At 30.9% G+C, this 18,222-nt stretch carries 17 protein-coding genes; 2 read left to right on the top strand and 15 right to left on the bottom strand.

Annotation, left to right across the window (positions count from 1 at the left end; translation table 11 throughout):
* The first annotated feature begins 1 nt into the window (after position 1).
* Together AC6H33_RS11190 and AC6H33_RS11185 are read left to right on the top strand one after the other, a co-directional pair.
* Complete coding sequence (locus AC6H33_RS11190) at positions 2-343, top strand: hypothetical protein (protein ID WP_497606072.1); 342 nt, start codon at positions 2-4, stop codon at positions 341-343.
* A 63-nt stretch (positions 344-406) separates the two neighbouring features.
* Positions 407-679, top strand: a complete 273-nt coding sequence (locus AC6H33_RS11185; protein WP_497606071.1) for an HU family DNA-binding protein — start codon at positions 407-409, stop codon at positions 677-679.
* A 43-nt stretch (positions 680-722) separates the two neighbouring features.
* Here AC6H33_RS11185 and AC6H33_RS11180 read toward each other — a convergent pair whose 3' ends face one another.
* The 15 genes from AC6H33_RS11180 to AC6H33_RS11110 all read right to left on the bottom strand — a co-directional run bounded on the left by AC6H33_RS11180 (position 723) and on the right by AC6H33_RS11110 (position 18,222).
* A complete protein-coding gene (locus tag AC6H33_RS11180) occupies positions 723-1,637 on the bottom strand; it encodes a tyrosine-type recombinase/integrase (protein ID WP_497606070.1) in 915 nt (304 codons plus the stop codon).
* A 419-nt stretch (positions 1,638-2,056) separates the two neighbouring features.
* The gene (locus tag AC6H33_RS11175) at positions 2,057-3,190 is read right to left on the bottom strand and encodes a Fic family protein (RefSeq protein ID WP_497606069.1); all 1,134 of its coding nucleotides are present in this window, start codon (positions 3,188-3,190) and stop codon (positions 2,057-2,059) included.
* 83 nt (positions 3,191-3,273) lie between these two features.
* Positions 3,274-7,407: a conjugal transfer protein TraG N-terminal domain-containing protein gene (locus AC6H33_RS11170; protein WP_497606068.1), complete on the bottom strand. Its 4,134-nt coding sequence runs from the start codon at positions 7,405-7,407 to the stop codon at positions 3,274-3,276.
* Positions 7,407-8,180, bottom strand: a complete 774-nt coding sequence (locus AC6H33_RS11165) for a TrbC family F-type conjugative pilus assembly protein (protein ID WP_497606067.1) — start codon at positions 8,178-8,180, stop codon at positions 7,407-7,409. Before AC6H33_RS11165 ends, AC6H33_RS11170 begins: the two co-directional genes overlap by 1 nt.
* Entirely contained in the window at positions 8,170-9,192 is a 1,023-nt protein-coding gene (locus AC6H33_RS11160) for a TraU family protein (RefSeq protein WP_497606066.1), read from the bottom strand. The genes AC6H33_RS11165 and AC6H33_RS11160 overlap by 11 nt, the downstream gene beginning before the upstream one ends.
* Complete coding sequence (locus AC6H33_RS11155; RefSeq protein WP_497606065.1) at positions 9,173-9,742, bottom strand: hypothetical protein; 570 nt, start codon at positions 9,740-9,742, stop codon at positions 9,173-9,175. Before AC6H33_RS11155 ends, AC6H33_RS11160 begins: the two co-directional genes overlap by 20 nt.
* A gap of 31 nt (positions 9,743-9,773) precedes the next feature.
* A complete protein-coding gene (locus AC6H33_RS11150; protein WP_497606064.1) occupies positions 9,774-10,268 on the bottom strand; it encodes a S26 family signal peptidase in 495 nt (164 codons plus the stop codon).
* Positions 10,228-10,638 (bottom strand): hypothetical protein, encoded by a 411-nt coding sequence (locus AC6H33_RS11145; protein ID WP_445696832.1) that lies wholly within the window; start codon positions 10,636-10,638, stop codon positions 10,228-10,230. Before AC6H33_RS11145 ends, AC6H33_RS11150 begins: the two co-directional genes overlap by 41 nt.
* 56 nt (positions 10,639-10,694) lie before the next feature.
* Complete coding sequence (locus tag AC6H33_RS11140) at positions 10,695-10,928, bottom strand: hypothetical protein (protein WP_041135062.1); 234 nt, start codon at positions 10,926-10,928, stop codon at positions 10,695-10,697.
* Between the two features lie 8 nt (positions 10,929-10,936).
* Positions 10,937-12,649, bottom strand: a complete 1,713-nt coding sequence (locus AC6H33_RS11135; protein WP_497606063.1) for an HD domain-containing protein — start codon at positions 12,647-12,649, stop codon at positions 10,937-10,939.
* A gap of 4 nt (positions 12,650-12,653) precedes the next feature.
* Positions 12,654-14,096 (bottom strand): type IV secretory system conjugative DNA transfer family protein, encoded by a 1,443-nt coding sequence (locus AC6H33_RS11130; RefSeq protein ID WP_497606062.1) that lies wholly within the window; start codon positions 14,094-14,096, stop codon positions 12,654-12,656.
* On the bottom strand, positions 14,083-14,799 hold the full coding sequence (locus tag AC6H33_RS11125; protein WP_497606061.1) for a hypothetical protein: 717 nt from the start codon (positions 14,797-14,799) through the stop codon (positions 14,083-14,085). Before AC6H33_RS11125 ends, AC6H33_RS11130 begins: the two co-directional genes overlap by 14 nt.
* A gap of 10 nt (positions 14,800-14,809) precedes the next feature.
* The gene (gene traN, locus AC6H33_RS11120; protein ID WP_497606060.1) at positions 14,810-16,996 is read right to left on the bottom strand and encodes a conjugal transfer protein TraN; all 2,187 of its coding nucleotides are present in this window, start codon (positions 16,994-16,996) and stop codon (positions 14,810-14,812) included.
* Positions 16,993-17,436 (bottom strand): lytic transglycosylase domain-containing protein, encoded by a 444-nt coding sequence (locus tag AC6H33_RS11115; protein WP_151029545.1) that lies wholly within the window; start codon positions 17,434-17,436, stop codon positions 16,993-16,995. The genes traN and AC6H33_RS11115 overlap by 4 nt, the downstream gene beginning before the upstream one ends.
* Before the next feature lie 12 nt (positions 17,437-17,448).
* Complete coding sequence (locus AC6H33_RS11110; protein ID WP_497606059.1) at positions 17,449-18,222, bottom strand: DsbC family protein; 774 nt, start codon at positions 18,220-18,222, stop codon at positions 17,449-17,451.

Genomic DNA, 18,222 nt, shown 5'->3' with positions numbered 1-18,222 from the left:
GATGGTTGGAAACTACATAATTACAGATATATATAAAAAAAATAGTCTTGATGCATCTGTTTCTTTAGCAAATAATTATTTATCTATTCATGATAAGCTTGTCAATATGGATAAAATTATTACTATATCAGTGAATGAAATAGATAGTGATAATTATATTGTAGAGGGACAAACATCAGTTATTCTGGCAAAATATACAGTGGATATGATTTGTGGAATTGAACCTTCTTGCGTTATTGTTCCTGATAGTGTAGAGATTGAAACATTCAATAATAGTGAAGAAGCAAAATCATTTGTTAAAATACTCTATAAAATGATTACAAAAATTAATCAAAGCTCTTAATTGTGCTAAAACATATCAAAAATTAGGTAGAATCTACTTACAATTTATAATGGAGATACTCATATGAACAAAAATGATTTTATTGATATCGTTGCTGAAAAATCTGGACTAACTAAAAAAGACTCAAAAGCTGCACTTGATGCAGTACTTGAAACAATTACTGAAACCCTTTCAAAAGGTGATAGTGTAAGCTTCATAGGCTTTGGTACATTTTCTACTTCTATGAGAGCTGAGAGAATAGCAAGAGTTCCTGCAACTGGAGCAGAAGTTAAAGTACCAGCAACAAATGTTGCAAAATTTAAAGTTGGGAAAGCTCTTAAAGACGCAGTTAAATAAATTATATAATAAGTATCTTTACACTTTAATAGTGTATAAATACTTATTTCATAGTATCTAAATAAGCTTTTTGCACTTCTCTTTGATTTGGATTAGTGTATATCATTGTTGTTTGAATATTTGCATGACCGAGAAGTTCCTTTACAGTGACAATATTAACATCTTTAGCTATCATCGATTTTGCAAATGTATGTCTTAAAATATGAGCACCACTATATTTGATACCAATTTTTTTATATGTGTTATTTAAAAATCTATATATTTGAGAACCATCCATAACTTTACCAGATTTTGTAGTTGCTATAAAGTCAATATCATTTGCTATGTAGTAAGAGATTTCATCTTCTATATACTTTTTTGGTATATATAAAGTTCTCTCTTTATCTCCTTTTCCTATGGTATGAATTATATAAAGCTCCCCGTCTACAACGAAATTCTTTGTTTTTAATACCTCAAGCTCCCCTCTTCTTGCCCCTGAATATAGGAGTATTTTTAATATTAATGAAGCTCTGATATTTAAAAAATTGTTTAGTTGTAGATTCTCCAGGTAATGCTCTAAAATTTCTACATCTTTATTTTCAACACCCTTTGGGGTTCTCTTAGGTACTTTTATATTGATCTTAAAAATAGTAGAGAGCTTTATATCAGTATCAAGATTTTCATTGACAAATGTAAAAAATGTTTTTAGATGAGTGATGTAGAGTTTTTTAGAACTCATCTCTAATTCACTTTGTTTTTCTAAAACCATATTTTTGTATTCAAGAAAATTCATGATGTCAATTTTTTTGAGATTTTCAAAAGATAGAGGTTTTTCATACTGTCTTATAAACTCTATGAAACTTTTAATTGTTGTGTTGTAGGAGATGATGGTGTATTTTGATTTATTTGTGAGTTTTAACTCATTTACGAAATACTCGAAAAATCGTTCTATTTCTAGTGCAAACGACTCGTTTTTCATCAAATCCCCCTACTTTTTACAAATTTTTCTATATTATACACTATTATAATCATAATAGTGTATTAATTAAAAGCATTTTTTTAGATTTAAAATATATTTACTAGTACAATGAAGAGAATAGGGCAATTTATTGACAAGAGTTAAAAAAGATTATATACTTACAAAACACAATATATATTAAGGAAAATAATTATGTTAAATGACACTAATCCAATCAGTGGTTTACCATCTCACAATGGAATTGATGTAATGGGCAATCCACATGGAATGTCAAATGAAACTCATGATTCATACAATAATGACAACTCAAGCATTCATCTAAATTGGTGGACTTGGAAATTAGATATCTGTCTCATTCTATTAATAATTGCTATAAATGTATATGTTTTTATATAGTAATACACTAAATAAGTATATTACTAATTATGATTTATCATATATCTAGTACCTCTTCCTATTGTACCCTCTACTTTTTTGATGCACCCTTTTTGAAGTAAATCTGCAATATCCCTTGAAGCATTGGTTTCGGCGGTATTAGCAATTTTTACATATTTTGCTTTTGTAAGATCGCCTTTAAAGTTTTCACTTCCAATATCAAGGAGTCGATTAAGTACTTTTATTTGTCTTGAATTGAGATCATCTTCTCTATGTGCATCCCAGAACTTTGTTTTTTCTATGATATAGTTTAACTGTTTCCCAGCATCTAACAGTGCATGGTGCAAAGTTCTAAAAAACCACTCCATCCAGTAAGTAATATCTAGTGGATCATCTTTTTGAAATCTTCCTGTTGTTTTATCTAAAGCTTCGTAGTAACCTTTTCTATCTTCGTAGATACTCTTTGACATGGTATAGATTTTTGAAAAAGTAGATTGTTCTAATTTCGATAACACTCTATCAGTTAGTGCTCTTGTAACTCTTCCATTACCATCATCAAAAGGATGTATGATTACAAACCAAAGATGAGTAATAGCAGCTTTTTCAAGTGTAGTAGGAGCATCATTGAACCAATTTATAAAACTAGTCATCTCTACTTCAAGCATATCATGAGGCGGTGCTTCGTAATGGATTCTCTCTTTGCCATAGTCACCTGATACTACTTGCATAGCACCCTCACCTCTAAACTGGGCTACTTTAATCTTTGAAAATCCACTATACCCTTTTTCAAACATCGCATGGTGCCAACCAAAGAGTTTATCAACTGTTAAATCCTCATCATAATTTGTGTTAGCATCGATAAGGATATCTACATAATTATCCTCTTTTCTTAGAGCCTTATAATGTTCATGGGACTCTAGTCCAAGTTTTTGTTTGATGGAGGAACGAACACTTTGGCGATTGAGTATCTCGCCCTCTATTTCACAACTTGCAATAATCTCATTTTCTAAAGTTTGTGCTAATGAATAGTTTGTACTCTCTTGATCCATCAAAAGCATAAAAGATTTTAGTTTACCTTGCTCATAAGTAATATCTCTTAACAGTGGTTCTAGTTTTTCTTTATCGTACTTAAAATTGGGATACTTATCATACTCCCATATCCATTTTTGTTTTTTCATAGAGTAAGTATAGCTAAAGTGGAGTGAAAAATCAAGATTTACACACCATTAAATGGTATGTAAATTCTATCTTTACATACCATCTATTTTTTATTCTTATTAACAATATTATCAATTCTTTGACTTTCTTGCTTTAAACTTTTTTCTGGATCATAATTTGGAGTAGGGTTGTAAGTCTGTAACTTTTGTTCAGGATCATACTTCATATTACCTACTGGATTATATGTCTGTTGATTGCCTGAATTCAATGTCTTTAAATCAATATTTTGTTGGTTAAATTGTGAAGTAAATTTTTCCATTTCAGGCGAATTTACTGGTGGTAAATCTGAACCTTGCCCTAAGGGTGTAGGAATTAGCAATGAACCTGCACCACTAGCTAAATTTAGTCCTGCTTCAACATACTTACCTACATTTTCATCAGCATTTGCAGCAGCTCCGGCAAAAGCTGTTAATCCAATTGTAGATACTACCATACTAAAAAAGCCTCCTGCTCTTGGAGTGTGTGGTTCAGTATTTCCATGCATGCTAGATGGAGTATGAGTAGAATTACTTGGATTAACTTGACTTTTTAATTCAGGACTTGAAGCAACAATACTTGCACCGGCTTTATTAAAATCAAAATTACCACTTTGAGGCACTGATTTAACATTCTTCAAATCTTCCTGAGCTATTTTTACAGTGGCTTCATTTCCAGTAGCATTATTTTTAAAATGAACACTTGCTGTTCCATCTTTGTTAAAGCCTGTTACTGTACCATAATTCGAATGTCCCTTATCAAATGCTTGTACAGTTGAACCTACTTTTATTGGTTCATCAACAGGGGCACCTGCACCAAATCCAAAATTTGCCATTCTTTTATTACTTATTGGTTTGCCATCAATAACATCTTGTTTTAATGCATTTAGTCCTTTAATTTCTTTTGGATCATTGGAATGTGTAATTGCCTCATCAATTCTCTTAGTAAATTCTTCTCTACCTACTTGCTCAACACCTTTAGAAGCTTGAGGACGATTTCCAAAAGTCTCTTCAAGCTTTCCTTCAGCTTTTAATGCATTTTGTTTAAAAGCAGTTGCTTTTTCATCTACTGAGCCATCATTATTAAATATAAAACCATTTTTCTTTGCTGCTTCTCCTAATCCTAAGTCTTCAAAGGCTTTTTTGGTTCCTGCTCCTCCTTTACCAGTTTCAATTGCTGTTTCTGCTTTTTTTGTAGCCTGTTCTATGTCATTTACAGCTTTCTCAAAATCTGTAGCTTTGGAAAACTTCTTCTCAAATGCTTCTTGAATTTGAGGGGCATATCTTGAACCAAATAAACCTGCCGCAACTCCTGATAGTAATACAGCAGCTTCCTTTTTAACACCGTCTTGTGTTTCCTTACTAGCATTTGCTAAATTACCTAAAAAATCTTTTTTTGCTTGTTGATATTCAGGATTTTGGTTATTAGTTACACTTGTTCCTTTAGTAGTAATCTGATCATCTGTTTTTGTTGCATCATCAACTTTTTGAATTTCATCTTTTACATCATTAGCAAAAACAGAATTTGGTTCTGGATTAGAAGCAATAACTCCATTTTTCAGATCTCTTTCTGTTTTAGAAATATTACTATTCATCCTTTCAAGAGTTTCAACTGCTGTTTCATTTGCATTTTTAGATTGCTCATCTTTAAATAGATTTCTAATAGGCTCATTTGTTGAAAACTTTTGACCACTTACTTCACTCTCTTTATGAGCATATAATTGCTGTAGCTGTTTTGTAGAACTATCATCAAGTTGATAAGTATCTGATTTTCCATCTTTATTTGTTACAACTAATTGCCCACTTTTATTTGTAGAAATAGAATCGCTATCAGTTAGTGTAACTCCAACTGCTTTTGTAGCAATATTTGTGGCATTAGCTAATGCTCCTCCAAAACCACCTTTACCTTTAAATAGTCCAGAGAATGCATTTAATCCAGAAGTAGGAGATACCTGTGCCACATTTGCTGTTGTATTGTCTTTTGAATAACCTGTAGTATCGTTAACAGAAGTATCTTTACCTTCTGTATCTGAATGAGTATATGCTTTTTTAAATGCTTCTGTTAAGACACCACTTGTTGCTTTTTCAACTGCTTTTTGTTTAGCATACTCTTCTGTTGCCTTAACTTGAGCCATATCAACATTTTTAATATCTTTGGCTCTACCATTTTCATCAATTGTAAATGTTCCTTTAGAACCACTAGAAGTGGTTACATTTTGAGTTGAAGTGCCATCTCCATTGTAGGTTGTTTCAACTGTTGTACCGTTTTCATTTCTGATTTTAGAATGCGTTAATTCACCATTATTATAATCAAACTCACCACTTACAGTTTTTCCTGAACTATCTGTTGAAGTATATTTAATGCCTGTACCACTTAAAATTTCTCCATTTTTTCCAAATGTCATAGCTCCATTTAGTTGTGTAACTGTTCCATCTGTACCAACATTTGTCCATGTTCCATTTTGATATGATGAACCATCAGAATTATTTTTTACCTGAGTATTTGCACTCCAGTTAGCTCCTACATTACCTCCTCCGTGATGTCCAGCAATCGTATTAAGCCCCTGAGAAATACCTTGCATTGCTCCACTTACCATACCTTGATTCGATTGACTTGTCATGCCTTGTGTTGTTGTTAAATTGTTTGCTCCAAAACCTTCTCTTTGAATATTATATGCCTGTCCCATACCTAACATCGATGTAGTGTCATGTTTGTTTGCCATAGTGTTATCCATTCGAATGTTACCGCTTTGCCAACTTCCTGTACCCATCTCACTACCTACTGCTTCACCTTTTGCAACTCTTCCGGTAATCCCTCCTGTCATCATTGCTAATGCTCCCATTGAAAACCCTCCAACTATAAGTCCACTAATTGTAGGAACCATCCAATACATTGAAGATATCATATTAATATAGTCTAATGATGTTGACTCAACTAGTGGTTTAGTCATTGAAGTTAATGTGCTGTCTGCATAAGCATCTATTACCCCTTGAGCTTTAACTGATACAAGATGATTTAATATGATTTCTCCTAAATGCCATGTTGCTAGCCACATAAGCATTGTTAAATATCCAACAAAAGATTTAAAAGCTAGTGGTGTTAACATAATAAGTGCTAGCATCGGTGTAAGTCCAGCAACAACTGACATCAATATACCCTTTGTTACAGGGATGTATTTAGAACCTAATATCCCTGAAACAATCATATTTGAACTAGCTACACTTTCAGCTTTACCTGCATACATTGCTAAACTTTCTGAGTTTGAAGCATTCATAGCTGCATAACTTTTAAAGGCTCCATTAAAAGCATTTATTGAAGCATTCTGCATTAACATAGTATTTGCTGAAGCTGTGGCACCATGAAGCCATTGATGTGTTGTTCCAAGTTTAGAAGATATCGCAGCAGCACTACCAAATCCCATTTGTGTAGCTAAATTTTGCATTGCTTTGCCACCTGCGGAAAAATATGTAGTCATATCTGAATTAATTGATGAATATGCATCTGTACAGCTCTTAACCTCTTTTGTACCATCTGATTTTATATATTCCACTAAGACTGCTGGATTAGTTCCTCCCATATATGACCATAAATCATTACTTTGCATTGCTAAATCATAATCTTTAATACCATCATCAAAATCTGGTAATGCACATTCTATTGAATAGTTATAAACATTTTGAGATAATCTTGTATCTGTGATTTTGTAGCTAAGTGATGAGTTAAATAAATTCAATGGCAACATCATTCCACCATCTGTATATCTAAGGGTTGCAGGTATTGAAGAAGCACTTTCATATGCAAGGCCTAGCTTATAATCAAGGGCTGAAATCAAACTCATGGGATATCCAACTGCCCAAGGTACACCATTAATTACTTTATTATTGCCAGTATTTGTTAGATCATCTATTTCAATTGATACTTGAGCGACTGCAAAGGCTGACCATACACCTGTAGAAAGCAAAAATATTTTTGGTACTTTTAAAATATCTGAATTAGGTATAACTGTTGCCATTGCACCTACAAATAGTGCTAATGACAATGTTAATTTCCAAGCATCTTTATAATCATCATAATGAAATAAAAAGGCTATCATTTGTAATGTTTCGCCTAATATATCTCCATACCCCCATGAATATACAGTGTAATCAGCACCAAATAATGATGTGCTGAATATTAAAAGAAAAACACTTATCCACTTCATTATTTAGGCTCTCTAAGTTTTTTGATTAGTTTTGTTAATGAAATATCATTTGACTGTTTTTCTAATTCCTCAAGATGATATAGCATATTCCAATCGCCACAACTTTTATATATTTTTCCTGTTTTAACTTCCTCTTTTGAACCTTCACTCCCTTGAAAACCTTTATTCAGATAAGAAACATCTTTTGCATATACAATGCAAGGGACTTCATTTATTTCATATCTTTCAAACAACAAGGGGTCTAATAATATAGATGGGTTCATCTTTTCATTTGGCTTGTATTCAATAACTTTTTTTAGAAACTCCATTGTTGGCATAATCTTTTCACAACCATTAATACAACCTCTTAAAAGTAAAGAACCATTTCTCAATTTATTTTTATCCAAAAACAAACCATATTCATGCCATATAGAAAGTGGAACAGAACTACTCATAAATATATATATTCTATTGTTTGATATAAAATCTTCAATATTAATATCTATCTTTTGACCACCATTTTGATTTAAAGAAGTTTGAATATTGCTAAATATCTCTTTTTTTGTTGCTCCGCCATAAACTTTAGTTTCATAAGAGTTAATTCTATCTTGCAATCCATTCATGGCATTTTGAATTTGTTCTTTATAGATACTTGTATCAGGTTTTTTAAGGGTTTTATTCATATCAAAATATAGATCTTCCCTTTTTTTATCAATTTTTTCTATCTGATCATAAAAATCTGCAAAAGCATTTATACATATAAATAGTGTAAATATAATTATTTTAGAATACACAACAATCCCTTTTTCTGTAAGTCATAATTGTCCAAACATGATTATTAACACCTGGTGTATTTTGTCCGTGTGCCCATATCATTCCACTTCTTCCAATTGGTGTTCTAAATGGCCATAGCATTAATGGATAAATTGGATAAAGTGCATAAGCTGATTTTCTCATTATTGGCATTGGATATTTACCACATAATCCGACATTGCCCAAACTACCCCATAAGATTAGTTCCCTGTGCATTTTAAATATCATTCTAGCTCCTGCTGCCATTGCATTATCTGCACTTGCTACACCACTATTTGATGAACCCAATGGAAAAATATTCCCCCATGAACCAATACACCAATAAAGAGGGTCTAATGGAAAACCAAAGTTTGCAGCAACACTATCAGCTATGCAAGCAAATTGAGCAAACATATTAGTAAACAACAATGCATCCGGAGTTAATATTATTGACCAACTATCACTTTGCCATGTTGGATCAATTGAAGTTGGGTATAAACTATCCACACTAGCATCTGGTGATAAACAAGCTACATCTACAAGTAACTGAGCTAATTTGAGAAATGGATATTTGATGTATGTAACTTGATAACTCTCATTATTACTTGCTCCTTGAGCTGATGGAGTTCCTGCTTGAAAATTATTACCTAATCCTGGAAGAGGAATTGATACTCCTAAAGATGGGATACAATTCGATATTCCACTTACATCCATTGTTGCAAAAGGCTCCCAAAATGATAGTGTTAATCCTATTCTTGGAAATGGATCAGGACAAACACATATAGGACTTGAAACATCAGCATAATCTTCCGCCATTGTAGAAACACCTAATGGAATACCTGCAAATCGTATTGGTAAAAGATTATAAACCGTAGTAATCATATTTGTTAAAACGATACCTAAAGAAGCTCCTCCTCCTATTGCAGCTTCACAAGCAGCTGCATTTGGACTAGCATGTGCAAGTTGAAATGTTGAAAAAATGACTAAAAGAATCTTACTTACTTTTTTTAGCATTATATACCTCTACTTTAATCTTATTAACACTTTTATCAACACTAACAATGCTGATAGTTTCTTTGATTTTAAATTTCTCTTTTATATTTTTTGTCAACATAAAAGCATGCTTTCCTAAATCATCTTTAACAAGCTCTTTTGCCTTACACATTGTTGATGTAGCTAAAAAATGTTTATCTTTATATCTAGTAGTTCTAAGATTTTGTACAAAACTTTTTTCATCAGGATCACAAGGATTAAAAATTACTATATCTGGTGGAATAGCTTTAATAAATTTGATTGGGTTTACTTGAGTTCCTTTTTTATATAAAACTCCTTCATATTGACCATACCGATTGTATTTTGGTATATCTTGCTCTAATGTATATGTTGGATCAATATAATAAACATAGCTTTTTGTTGCACTTATTGTTGATTCTCCAGACATATTTTGTGCGTCGTTTTTTAGCTTTTTTACATATTCTTTTGCATTCTTTTCTATAAGGGGTTTTCTTTCCATTACTTCATCTATAAAACTTTTTTCTACAATAGAATATGTTTTTGCAAACACTGCACTTGATAAAATTGTTATCAAAAATATTTTAGAAAACAGGGGATGCTCCTCTCTCAATTTGTGATAGATCTACAAATCCAAAATATTTGCTGTCATATGCATATGGATGTGTAGCTATTGCAAAGAATTTATCATTTGGAATAAAACCATTGAATATAAACTGTGACAATGGTTTGCCTGCCATATCTGTTTTTTTAGCGGTACTAATGTAACTCCCATCACAATAGTAATTTAGACCTCTAGTCTCCAAATATTGGCCACTTTTGCAACCAACATATTTCAATAAATATTTTGCTTTTTGAGTATATGAATCTTTTTTCGGTACAAATAAAATGTATTTATGTACACTGGGATTAAATTCTTTATATGTAATCCAAACACTCTGAGGCAAACAAGAATCAAGGGTGTAATCAATTCTAATTGGCAAGTTCTTGTAAACCGGCGGGAAAAGTGTTAAAAACAATAATGAAATATAAAAAAATCTACTTATGAGAATGTATTTGAATGTCTCTATAAACTTCATCAGTAATATCCACTATTTTATTGCTTTTAAAACCTTTTACATCGATTACTGCCCCTTTTATTAGAAATAATGTATTTGGTTCATCAATTAAAAATCTTTTCAAAGATGCTTCAAGAACTTCCAAATTTTTTTGCAAAGTAATTGCATATTGATTCTCATTCATCTCTTTATTTAGAAATTTTTTTACTGTAATGGGATCTTGAATAATTTTTTGCATATCAACAGTCTTAATATGAAGAGATAAATATCTGTCGTACAGGAAAAGAGTTAAAACATTAGTGAATACAATAATTGTAAGCCACATCAGTTTTGGCATGTATTTTTTTGTAAGATTGAAACTAGCATCTCTTTTTTGTGCTGTATTTTCCATATCTATCCTTCATAATTAAGATAGTGAAATAATACAACACTTATTTTGTTTTGTGATTATATTTGAAATTTTTCTAATTTTGGGATAACACTTTTTATTTCAAATTCTTCACTCATTTCAATAAGAAGATTGTATATATCTGTCGAAATCTCATTTAACCTCTGTTGATAAAGCAAAATATCTTCATTTGAAACATTTTGTCCTAGCTTTTTATACATTTTATCGAAAACTACATCTGTAAATAATGACAATTGGTGGAGTTCTTTTGCTTGTGATGTATTAAACTTCATATATCCTCCTAAACGCTTATTGTTTCTGCATTATGAAAATATCTTGAAGCTCTTTGTAACATTTTCATTTCACTTTCGCTATAGCCTAAATATTTACTCTCCATTCGATAAGTAGTATGAGCAAGTCTTGGAGAAAATACCATAGGAGCATTGCTTATAAGAATTTTTTGAGACTTGATAATGTCATTATTTGTAAGAGCTTGTAATACGGGTATAACTTTTTTATCAGTTATTTTTATAAATTCATCTCCATCACTTAAAACTTGTCTGATTACATTTTTAAAATATGTAAATTGAAAATATACATATTTTCCTGATTTACTAGCTATAGAATTTAATCTATTTCGTCCTTGTGGCAGTTCCTCTACACTGATTAGGTTTTGTTTTAATAACGACTTGAAAGTAAACTCATTAAAATTGTCTATTATGAGTTGATCACCTAACGATAATTCTCCCATTCCTTTATTATTTTGCATATCATCCTCCTCTGTTTGTTGATTTTTTTCATTAGTTTCATTTTCATCAATATCTTCATTTTTTATCTTTTGTGTTTTAGATATCTTGTGTTTTAAAATTTGGATATTTTTCTGATTTAAAATTGGTGTATCATCATAATAATCTTGACTACTTTTTTGTTCTGAACTTTGATCCTCTTCTTCATTATCCTCTTCATTTTTTTTATCTGATTCAGAATTGTCTTTTTTTGTCTCTTTTTCTCTATACTCTCTAATTTCTTGTTTTCTTGCACTAGAATCCGCTTCTTTTAAAAGTGTTCCTAAACTATAAATGACACGGTTCTCTTCAGTATCTTCAATAGAAAGATGATGAAATTTCACTACTTCTGAAATTAAATCTATTGACTTATAAGATGGGAACTTATTTTTTAAAATAAGATCACTAATAAATTCATGATGCTGTGTCGCAAATATTTTTTCTTCTAAATTTAAGTGATGAATTTTATTTAATGTTTTAAAATTTGTTATTTTTCCTATGTCATGACTCAATGCAGCAATGAGCATTTTAGGTGCTTGAATATTTACCATGCTCTTATCACTTTTTAAACCCATTTCAAATATATGTCTTACAACATTTAGTGTATGTTGCTCCAATTTAATATTTTTCAGTATCTGATATGAATTCTTTTTATTTGTGATAGAAACTTTCTCAAGTTCTATTTTTTCATTATCTTTATCAAATAAACTGACAACACTAGGCACATCTCCATGGTGTTCAATCATTGCTAACAAAACACACGCAATTTCTATTTCATTCTCATCATAGGCATTTATATACTCTACTATATAGTCTTTGATAATGTCTGTATTTCTAATACGGTAATTAAACACAATATCAAGAACGCTTGTTTTAACCATACCTGATTCATAAAAACTATTTGTAAGTGAGTTTTTTTTATTTTGTTCTATTCTTTCTATATCACTTCTATCAAGCCATATATTTGAGATTTTTTCCATATCAACAAATTGAATTTGACAATTTGCTCTATTATCTAGTTTATTTTTAAAAAATCTTCTTTGTATCACAATAAAAAGTGTTAAGAAAGAAATGATTGCTATAGATAGTAAAATCAGCTTCGTCTGAAATGAAGCAATATTTTGAAAAATTTTAATGCCAAAAGTTCCGTGGTCATAATAATGAAAAATATTTCCTAGAACTAATGAAAAAAATAAAATCCACACAAAGGCAATAAAGTAATACAGCATGTTGTTACCTTGATGTTTTTTGAGCTGGCATTACAACTTTAATCTCTGTACCATCAACCCGCTGCACCTTACCTTTGTAATTACCTTCAAAACCAAAATAAAAAAATTCTCTAGGCTTTAAATCTAAAAACATTCTTGGCTCTAAAATTTCTTTTTTATCTTCCCTCATCATGAGATTTTGAGTTGAAATCAACGATGAAAATTGTATGCTCTCGCCTCCATATTGAGCAACACTTTTAGCTGTTTCAATATCAACAAGTTTTAAAAAAATTTTTGTGTTCGTATTTGCCAAAATCATTTTTGCTTTTTCTTCACCAACTGCATCATCTAAATCTGCAAAACTTTGAGAAAATGCACTAATCATCACATTTGCTGACCGAGATTTATTAAATAAATTCTCAATTCCCATATAGAGTGAATTAGAAGCTTCATCAATATAGATTGATAAAGGTTTAAGAAAAGGTCTATTGTCAACATTTCTTCTACCAATTGAGCTTTGAATCATAGACAAGACTGTTTTAGACAAAGTATCACTATTTAATTTTGACAACATTGATGGAGTTTGAACATACATTACAACTCCTTGGTCACTATCTAATTTATCAATAAATGCATTTGGCTTACCATGCCCTATCACTCGCCCTACGCTACCTATTGTAAGTTGAGTTAGAGTTGTTCTAAGTGTTGTAGTAACTTTTCCAAAATACTCAACAGGCGAAGATAATACATTGTGTAAAAGGTTTAAAACCAATTCCAAATCATCTTCTAATACATATCGAGGAGAAAGCTTTATAGCTTTTAGACTTGTTTCTAACTTTGTAAGTCCTGCATGACTTGCATAGCTGTAAATATCGTAAAAAGTTAAAGGAGTAGTATCTCTATTTTCTTTTTTTTGAATCAATCGTGAATAAACAATTGCACTTGTTGTTTCTTGAGCTATTGAATAAAAAAATGGATCTTTTGCAGGTACTGAAGCAACTGTATGATTTATAATTTCATCAACCATGTAGTAGTTAGCTAGTGGGTTTATCTTAATAGAAATGTCTGGATAAACAGTCGATAATAGCATAAAATCGTTCATTCTATCTGACTGTACACAAGACTGATATGCTCTACTAATTAGCTCATTGTCAATTTTTGGATCAATAATTACTACATTATGACCATTTTTTATATCTTGCTCAACCATCACTTCAATAAGTCTTGATTTACCACTTCCTGTTGTTCCAAAACAAAACAGATGCCCTTTTCTATTTGCATTCATCATTTTTATAGGTATAAAATTTTTTTGTTCTAAATCATTAATATCAAATCCTGCTCCAATTTCAATAAACTCTTTATATTCTTGCTCTTTTTCTTGAATATATTGATTATATTGCCCTTTAAAATACTCTTTTAAGATATTTAAGTACTTAAAATTTTGACAACAAGGTTTAATACTTTTCATATGTATCTTTCATATCTCCGGAAGTAAAATAATTCCTAAATTTGAGCATTACTAGTGCTAAAAAAGATGAAACTACCACTTGAAAAATTAACATTGAGATAGCTTGATTATAGTGTTGCAATATGGCTGTTATATCAAGATGAAGATAGGATATATATTCTTCAAATTCACCACTTTCAAGAATACTTTTTAAAGTATAAACTCCAAAGAGTATTAAAACTCCTGAAACTATAGATGATGTCATTTTCCCCATAAAAAGTACTGTAATCATTTTCTTAGTAACTTCACCACTAACATATCTTGAATACGAGCCAAGCCACATAGTTAATACGATTATCAACACAACCCATATATTAATAAAAAAAGTATCTGCTAAAACACTAATTCGGGGAGTTTGAGATGTAAATCCATAAAAACAAGCCAAATATAAAACAATCAATATATTCATAAAAAGCCCAGTTTTAAAGCCCAAGGCAAACCCATTTAGTGACTGTCCTATTGTAAATAAATCCTTATCTAATTTATTTGTTACAACTTTTTCTTGCACTGATAATGTTTGAAGGTGTGACAAATATTCAAATAAAGATAATTTGTTAAATACACCTTTCTCTTTTTGCCTGTTATGTTGATTGTTAAATGCACTAGTATCAGTCCAATTTATATCAGGTCTAAACCCTTGTCCGCTATTATTTGATGTACTCATTCAATTTCTCCTATTTTGATATGTTGTTACCTAGATTTTTTAGCCCACTTATAATTCCATTGATGTCTGAACTACTAGGTAAATCGAAAGCATCTGTAAAATCCATTTTAGAAAAATCTAATTTTTCAAAATCTTCTACTTGAAAGCCTTGACAATTTGGTGATTCTGCACTTCCAAAATTACGACCTAATTGAATATTCCCTTGCTCTACGATTGTTTTTGCAAGCTTGCTATTAAAACAGCAATATGATTTTTTCTTTTGCACACATATTTTGGCAAACCCTAATTTGATTTTTTTGGAGCAATACTCCCCAATTTCTCTACATAATTGAGCATCCTTTTTCTTAGCTAAAAGCTTCTCATCATCTTTACAACTTACAAGTCCCCACAAAGTATCTTCATAGCCACCACAACAAGCATGTCCACTAAGATTGTAAAGTGCATCCCAACTTCTACATCTTAAATCTTGTCCACTAAAAATATATATATTTCCTGCACAATTACCATCTTCAGTCCACCCATCATTATTTGTATCATTAGAGCCTTGAACAGAGCCTGCATTTTCAAAATCTGTCATTCCAAAGCATGGAAATGGACTACATTGCCATTTATTGTCAACCAATGAACACGGTCTATCATCACTAACTTGGCAAGTAAATTTTTCTCTTTTGCAATTATTAACGGGTGGTGTTGAGCTATTACATGCATCATCAAGAGTTGATGAATTATCAGCAGAAGTGTTTGGATCAGTTTTACTTGAGATGCAATCTCCACCTGTATTTTGTGGTATAAAGTTATAACCTTGAGATGTTTGGCTATCTGAACAAACATAGGTATAATATGTGTAATTAACACTTTTTTTACAAGTGCCATCAGGTTGTACACTTGGATGTGTAGAAGGACATGTTAGAGCTTTTTGTTTATAACACTTTGTAGGGTCTGCACTTATTTGTGAACCATTAACATATGCACTATCATCACAAACATAGCTATCTGAAGTATTTAGTGTAAAAGTATTTGATAAATAAGGGTCGCCTACTGCACTTCCACCACACCATGCATTTTGAAAATAAATAGAGCATGCCCCGCTAGAATTACAAATTACTCTACCTTGAGAGCCTGTATAAGGTTGATAATAAATGCCGTTTAGAAACTGATTCGCATCAGCAATATCTATAGTCTTTTTTAAACTTCCTTGTGTTGGACAACAATCATAATATTTTATTGTTGCACTATTTCCACTACAAGTAATGTCTATATGACAGCATGAGTCTGAACCAGGAGCACATAATATTGATTTAGTTACACAAGATAGATTAGTTACCTTTGTTGCATCTTTTACGCTATTGTCATAACAAATTCCATTTATCATTACTCCATCACAAATTTTTTGAGTATAGTCTTCTGCTGTTCCTGTATTTTCAACACTATAACCATTTTCATAATCCCACTCTTGAGCACATTCTGCCATTTGACTAGGACAATACTCTGTTCCTTTTGTATCTGTTTGACAATCTACCAAAGAAGCTGAACCGCTTAAAACTTCACTGTCTTTTATCTGCGTATTACATTTTCTACCCGAAAATTCTTCAACAACATTAGATGGTGCTTCATAACAAGTAGGTTTAGTATCGAATTCAATAACAGCACTAAATTTTGGTGATGGATTATTATAATGAGGACCATAATCTCTCCATTTTCCTGTTGTTCCAGACATCAATACATAATATTCACCTGGATTTTCTATTAATACTCTTGTGCCATCTGAAGTACCAATATTACTTGAATCTTGAGAATATACTAAATTTGAAATATCCATAGAATCCCAATTTGAATAAGATAATGTAGTATTTAAAACCGTTTGAAATCTGCTCCTATCATACTTAGTTGTACAAGTAGTATCAAAACAATAATTAGTTGATTTATTTGGATCATATACCCCAATCCAACTTTGCGAATTTGCACCTATCATATCTTTAATAAAACTATTTTCGCCACTACTGTTTGGGATAGCTAAATATCCTCCATTTGCAGTTGCAAATCCTTTTGCTGTTTCAAAATCCATAGTGTTACCACTTATTGCATAGTAATGGCTACCATAGCTTTTGAATTCTCCATCATAGTCTCCACAATTTATTGCAAATAGTGAACTTATAGAAATAATTAGCGACAATAATATTTTAAATATACGACTCATGATATGTCCTCTTTTTTAATTTGAGGAAAAAAATTTAAAGAATAAAAGTTCTTTAAAACCTTTTGGTAGTAATTATTATTATGAACCTTTCCGTTGTAGCAATTAAGAGCTTTATAGTTTTCTCCATGTTTATTGACACAACTTCTTAATACCCAAGCACCCACATATATATTGATTTTTGGATTAAAAAGATCATCTTTTTCTATTCCATATTTTTTTAAAAATGGCAAATGTACACTATTTATTTGCATCAAACCTATGTCTAAACTTCCATTACGATTTTTTGCTAATGCTTTTGGGTTTAAATTACTTTCAACCTTTGCTATTGAGTACAACATCTTAGGATTGATGTTGTACTTTTTTGATGCTTCTAAAAAATACTGCTCGATATTTCCAAATGCACTTACAATTAAAGCTATAAGCAAAACTATAATTTTCATTTACTGCTCTTATTAGTTAAAATACTTTTCTATTTGAGGAATATTTGCACCATTAATTACATCAATGATTTTCTTTTTATCATTATCAATAACAAATATTTTAGGTGTACCTGTGATTTTTAAATTATGAGCTAAAGATTCCATTTTTGAAAGTTTATTTTTTGCCACATCTGTTATTTCAACATCAACAAGCTCAAGGTTTTTAATTTTTTGTGCGGTGCTTTTAGGGTCACTTGAACTTAATATTTGAAGGCTCATATTTCTTGCATTAGGATGCATTTCTAAAGGTAGAAAGTTTATATATAGCCTCACATCTTTTGTGGCAAAAAAATCTTCTGCTTTTTTACAGAATGGGCACTCTGGATCTGTAAAAATTACAAAGTCATATTTTGATTTTCCATTTCCAAAACTCATCTCAAGAGCATTTTTAGTTAGTTGCTCTAAAGAAATGCTTTTAATTTGTTCATTTTGTAAATGTTCTTGCCAATTTTTAACATCGTTTTGAGTTAAAGACTGCCCTGAAGCTGTCCAGATTTCGCCGAAAATTATCAAATTTTTAAAAGGACTAACATAAAGCATTTGCCCATTATCTAAATAAACTTTATAGTAGCCCTCAAGCTCTTTTGATTTTTCATATTTGGTAAATTTTGTATTTGGAATTACAGATTGAACATAGGATTTTTCAATATCACTTTTATTGTGAAGTGACACAACTGCTGTAGATTCTTTTGCATTTAAAGATAGTGCTAAAATTGCACTTATGCTTAATGTAGTGAATAATTTCAT

The sequence above is a fragment of the Sulfurimonas limnophila genome (assembly GCF_059705345.1).
The sequence above is the reverse complement of the archived record's forward strand: the minus strand, read 5'-3'. Positions and strand labels throughout refer to the sequence as shown.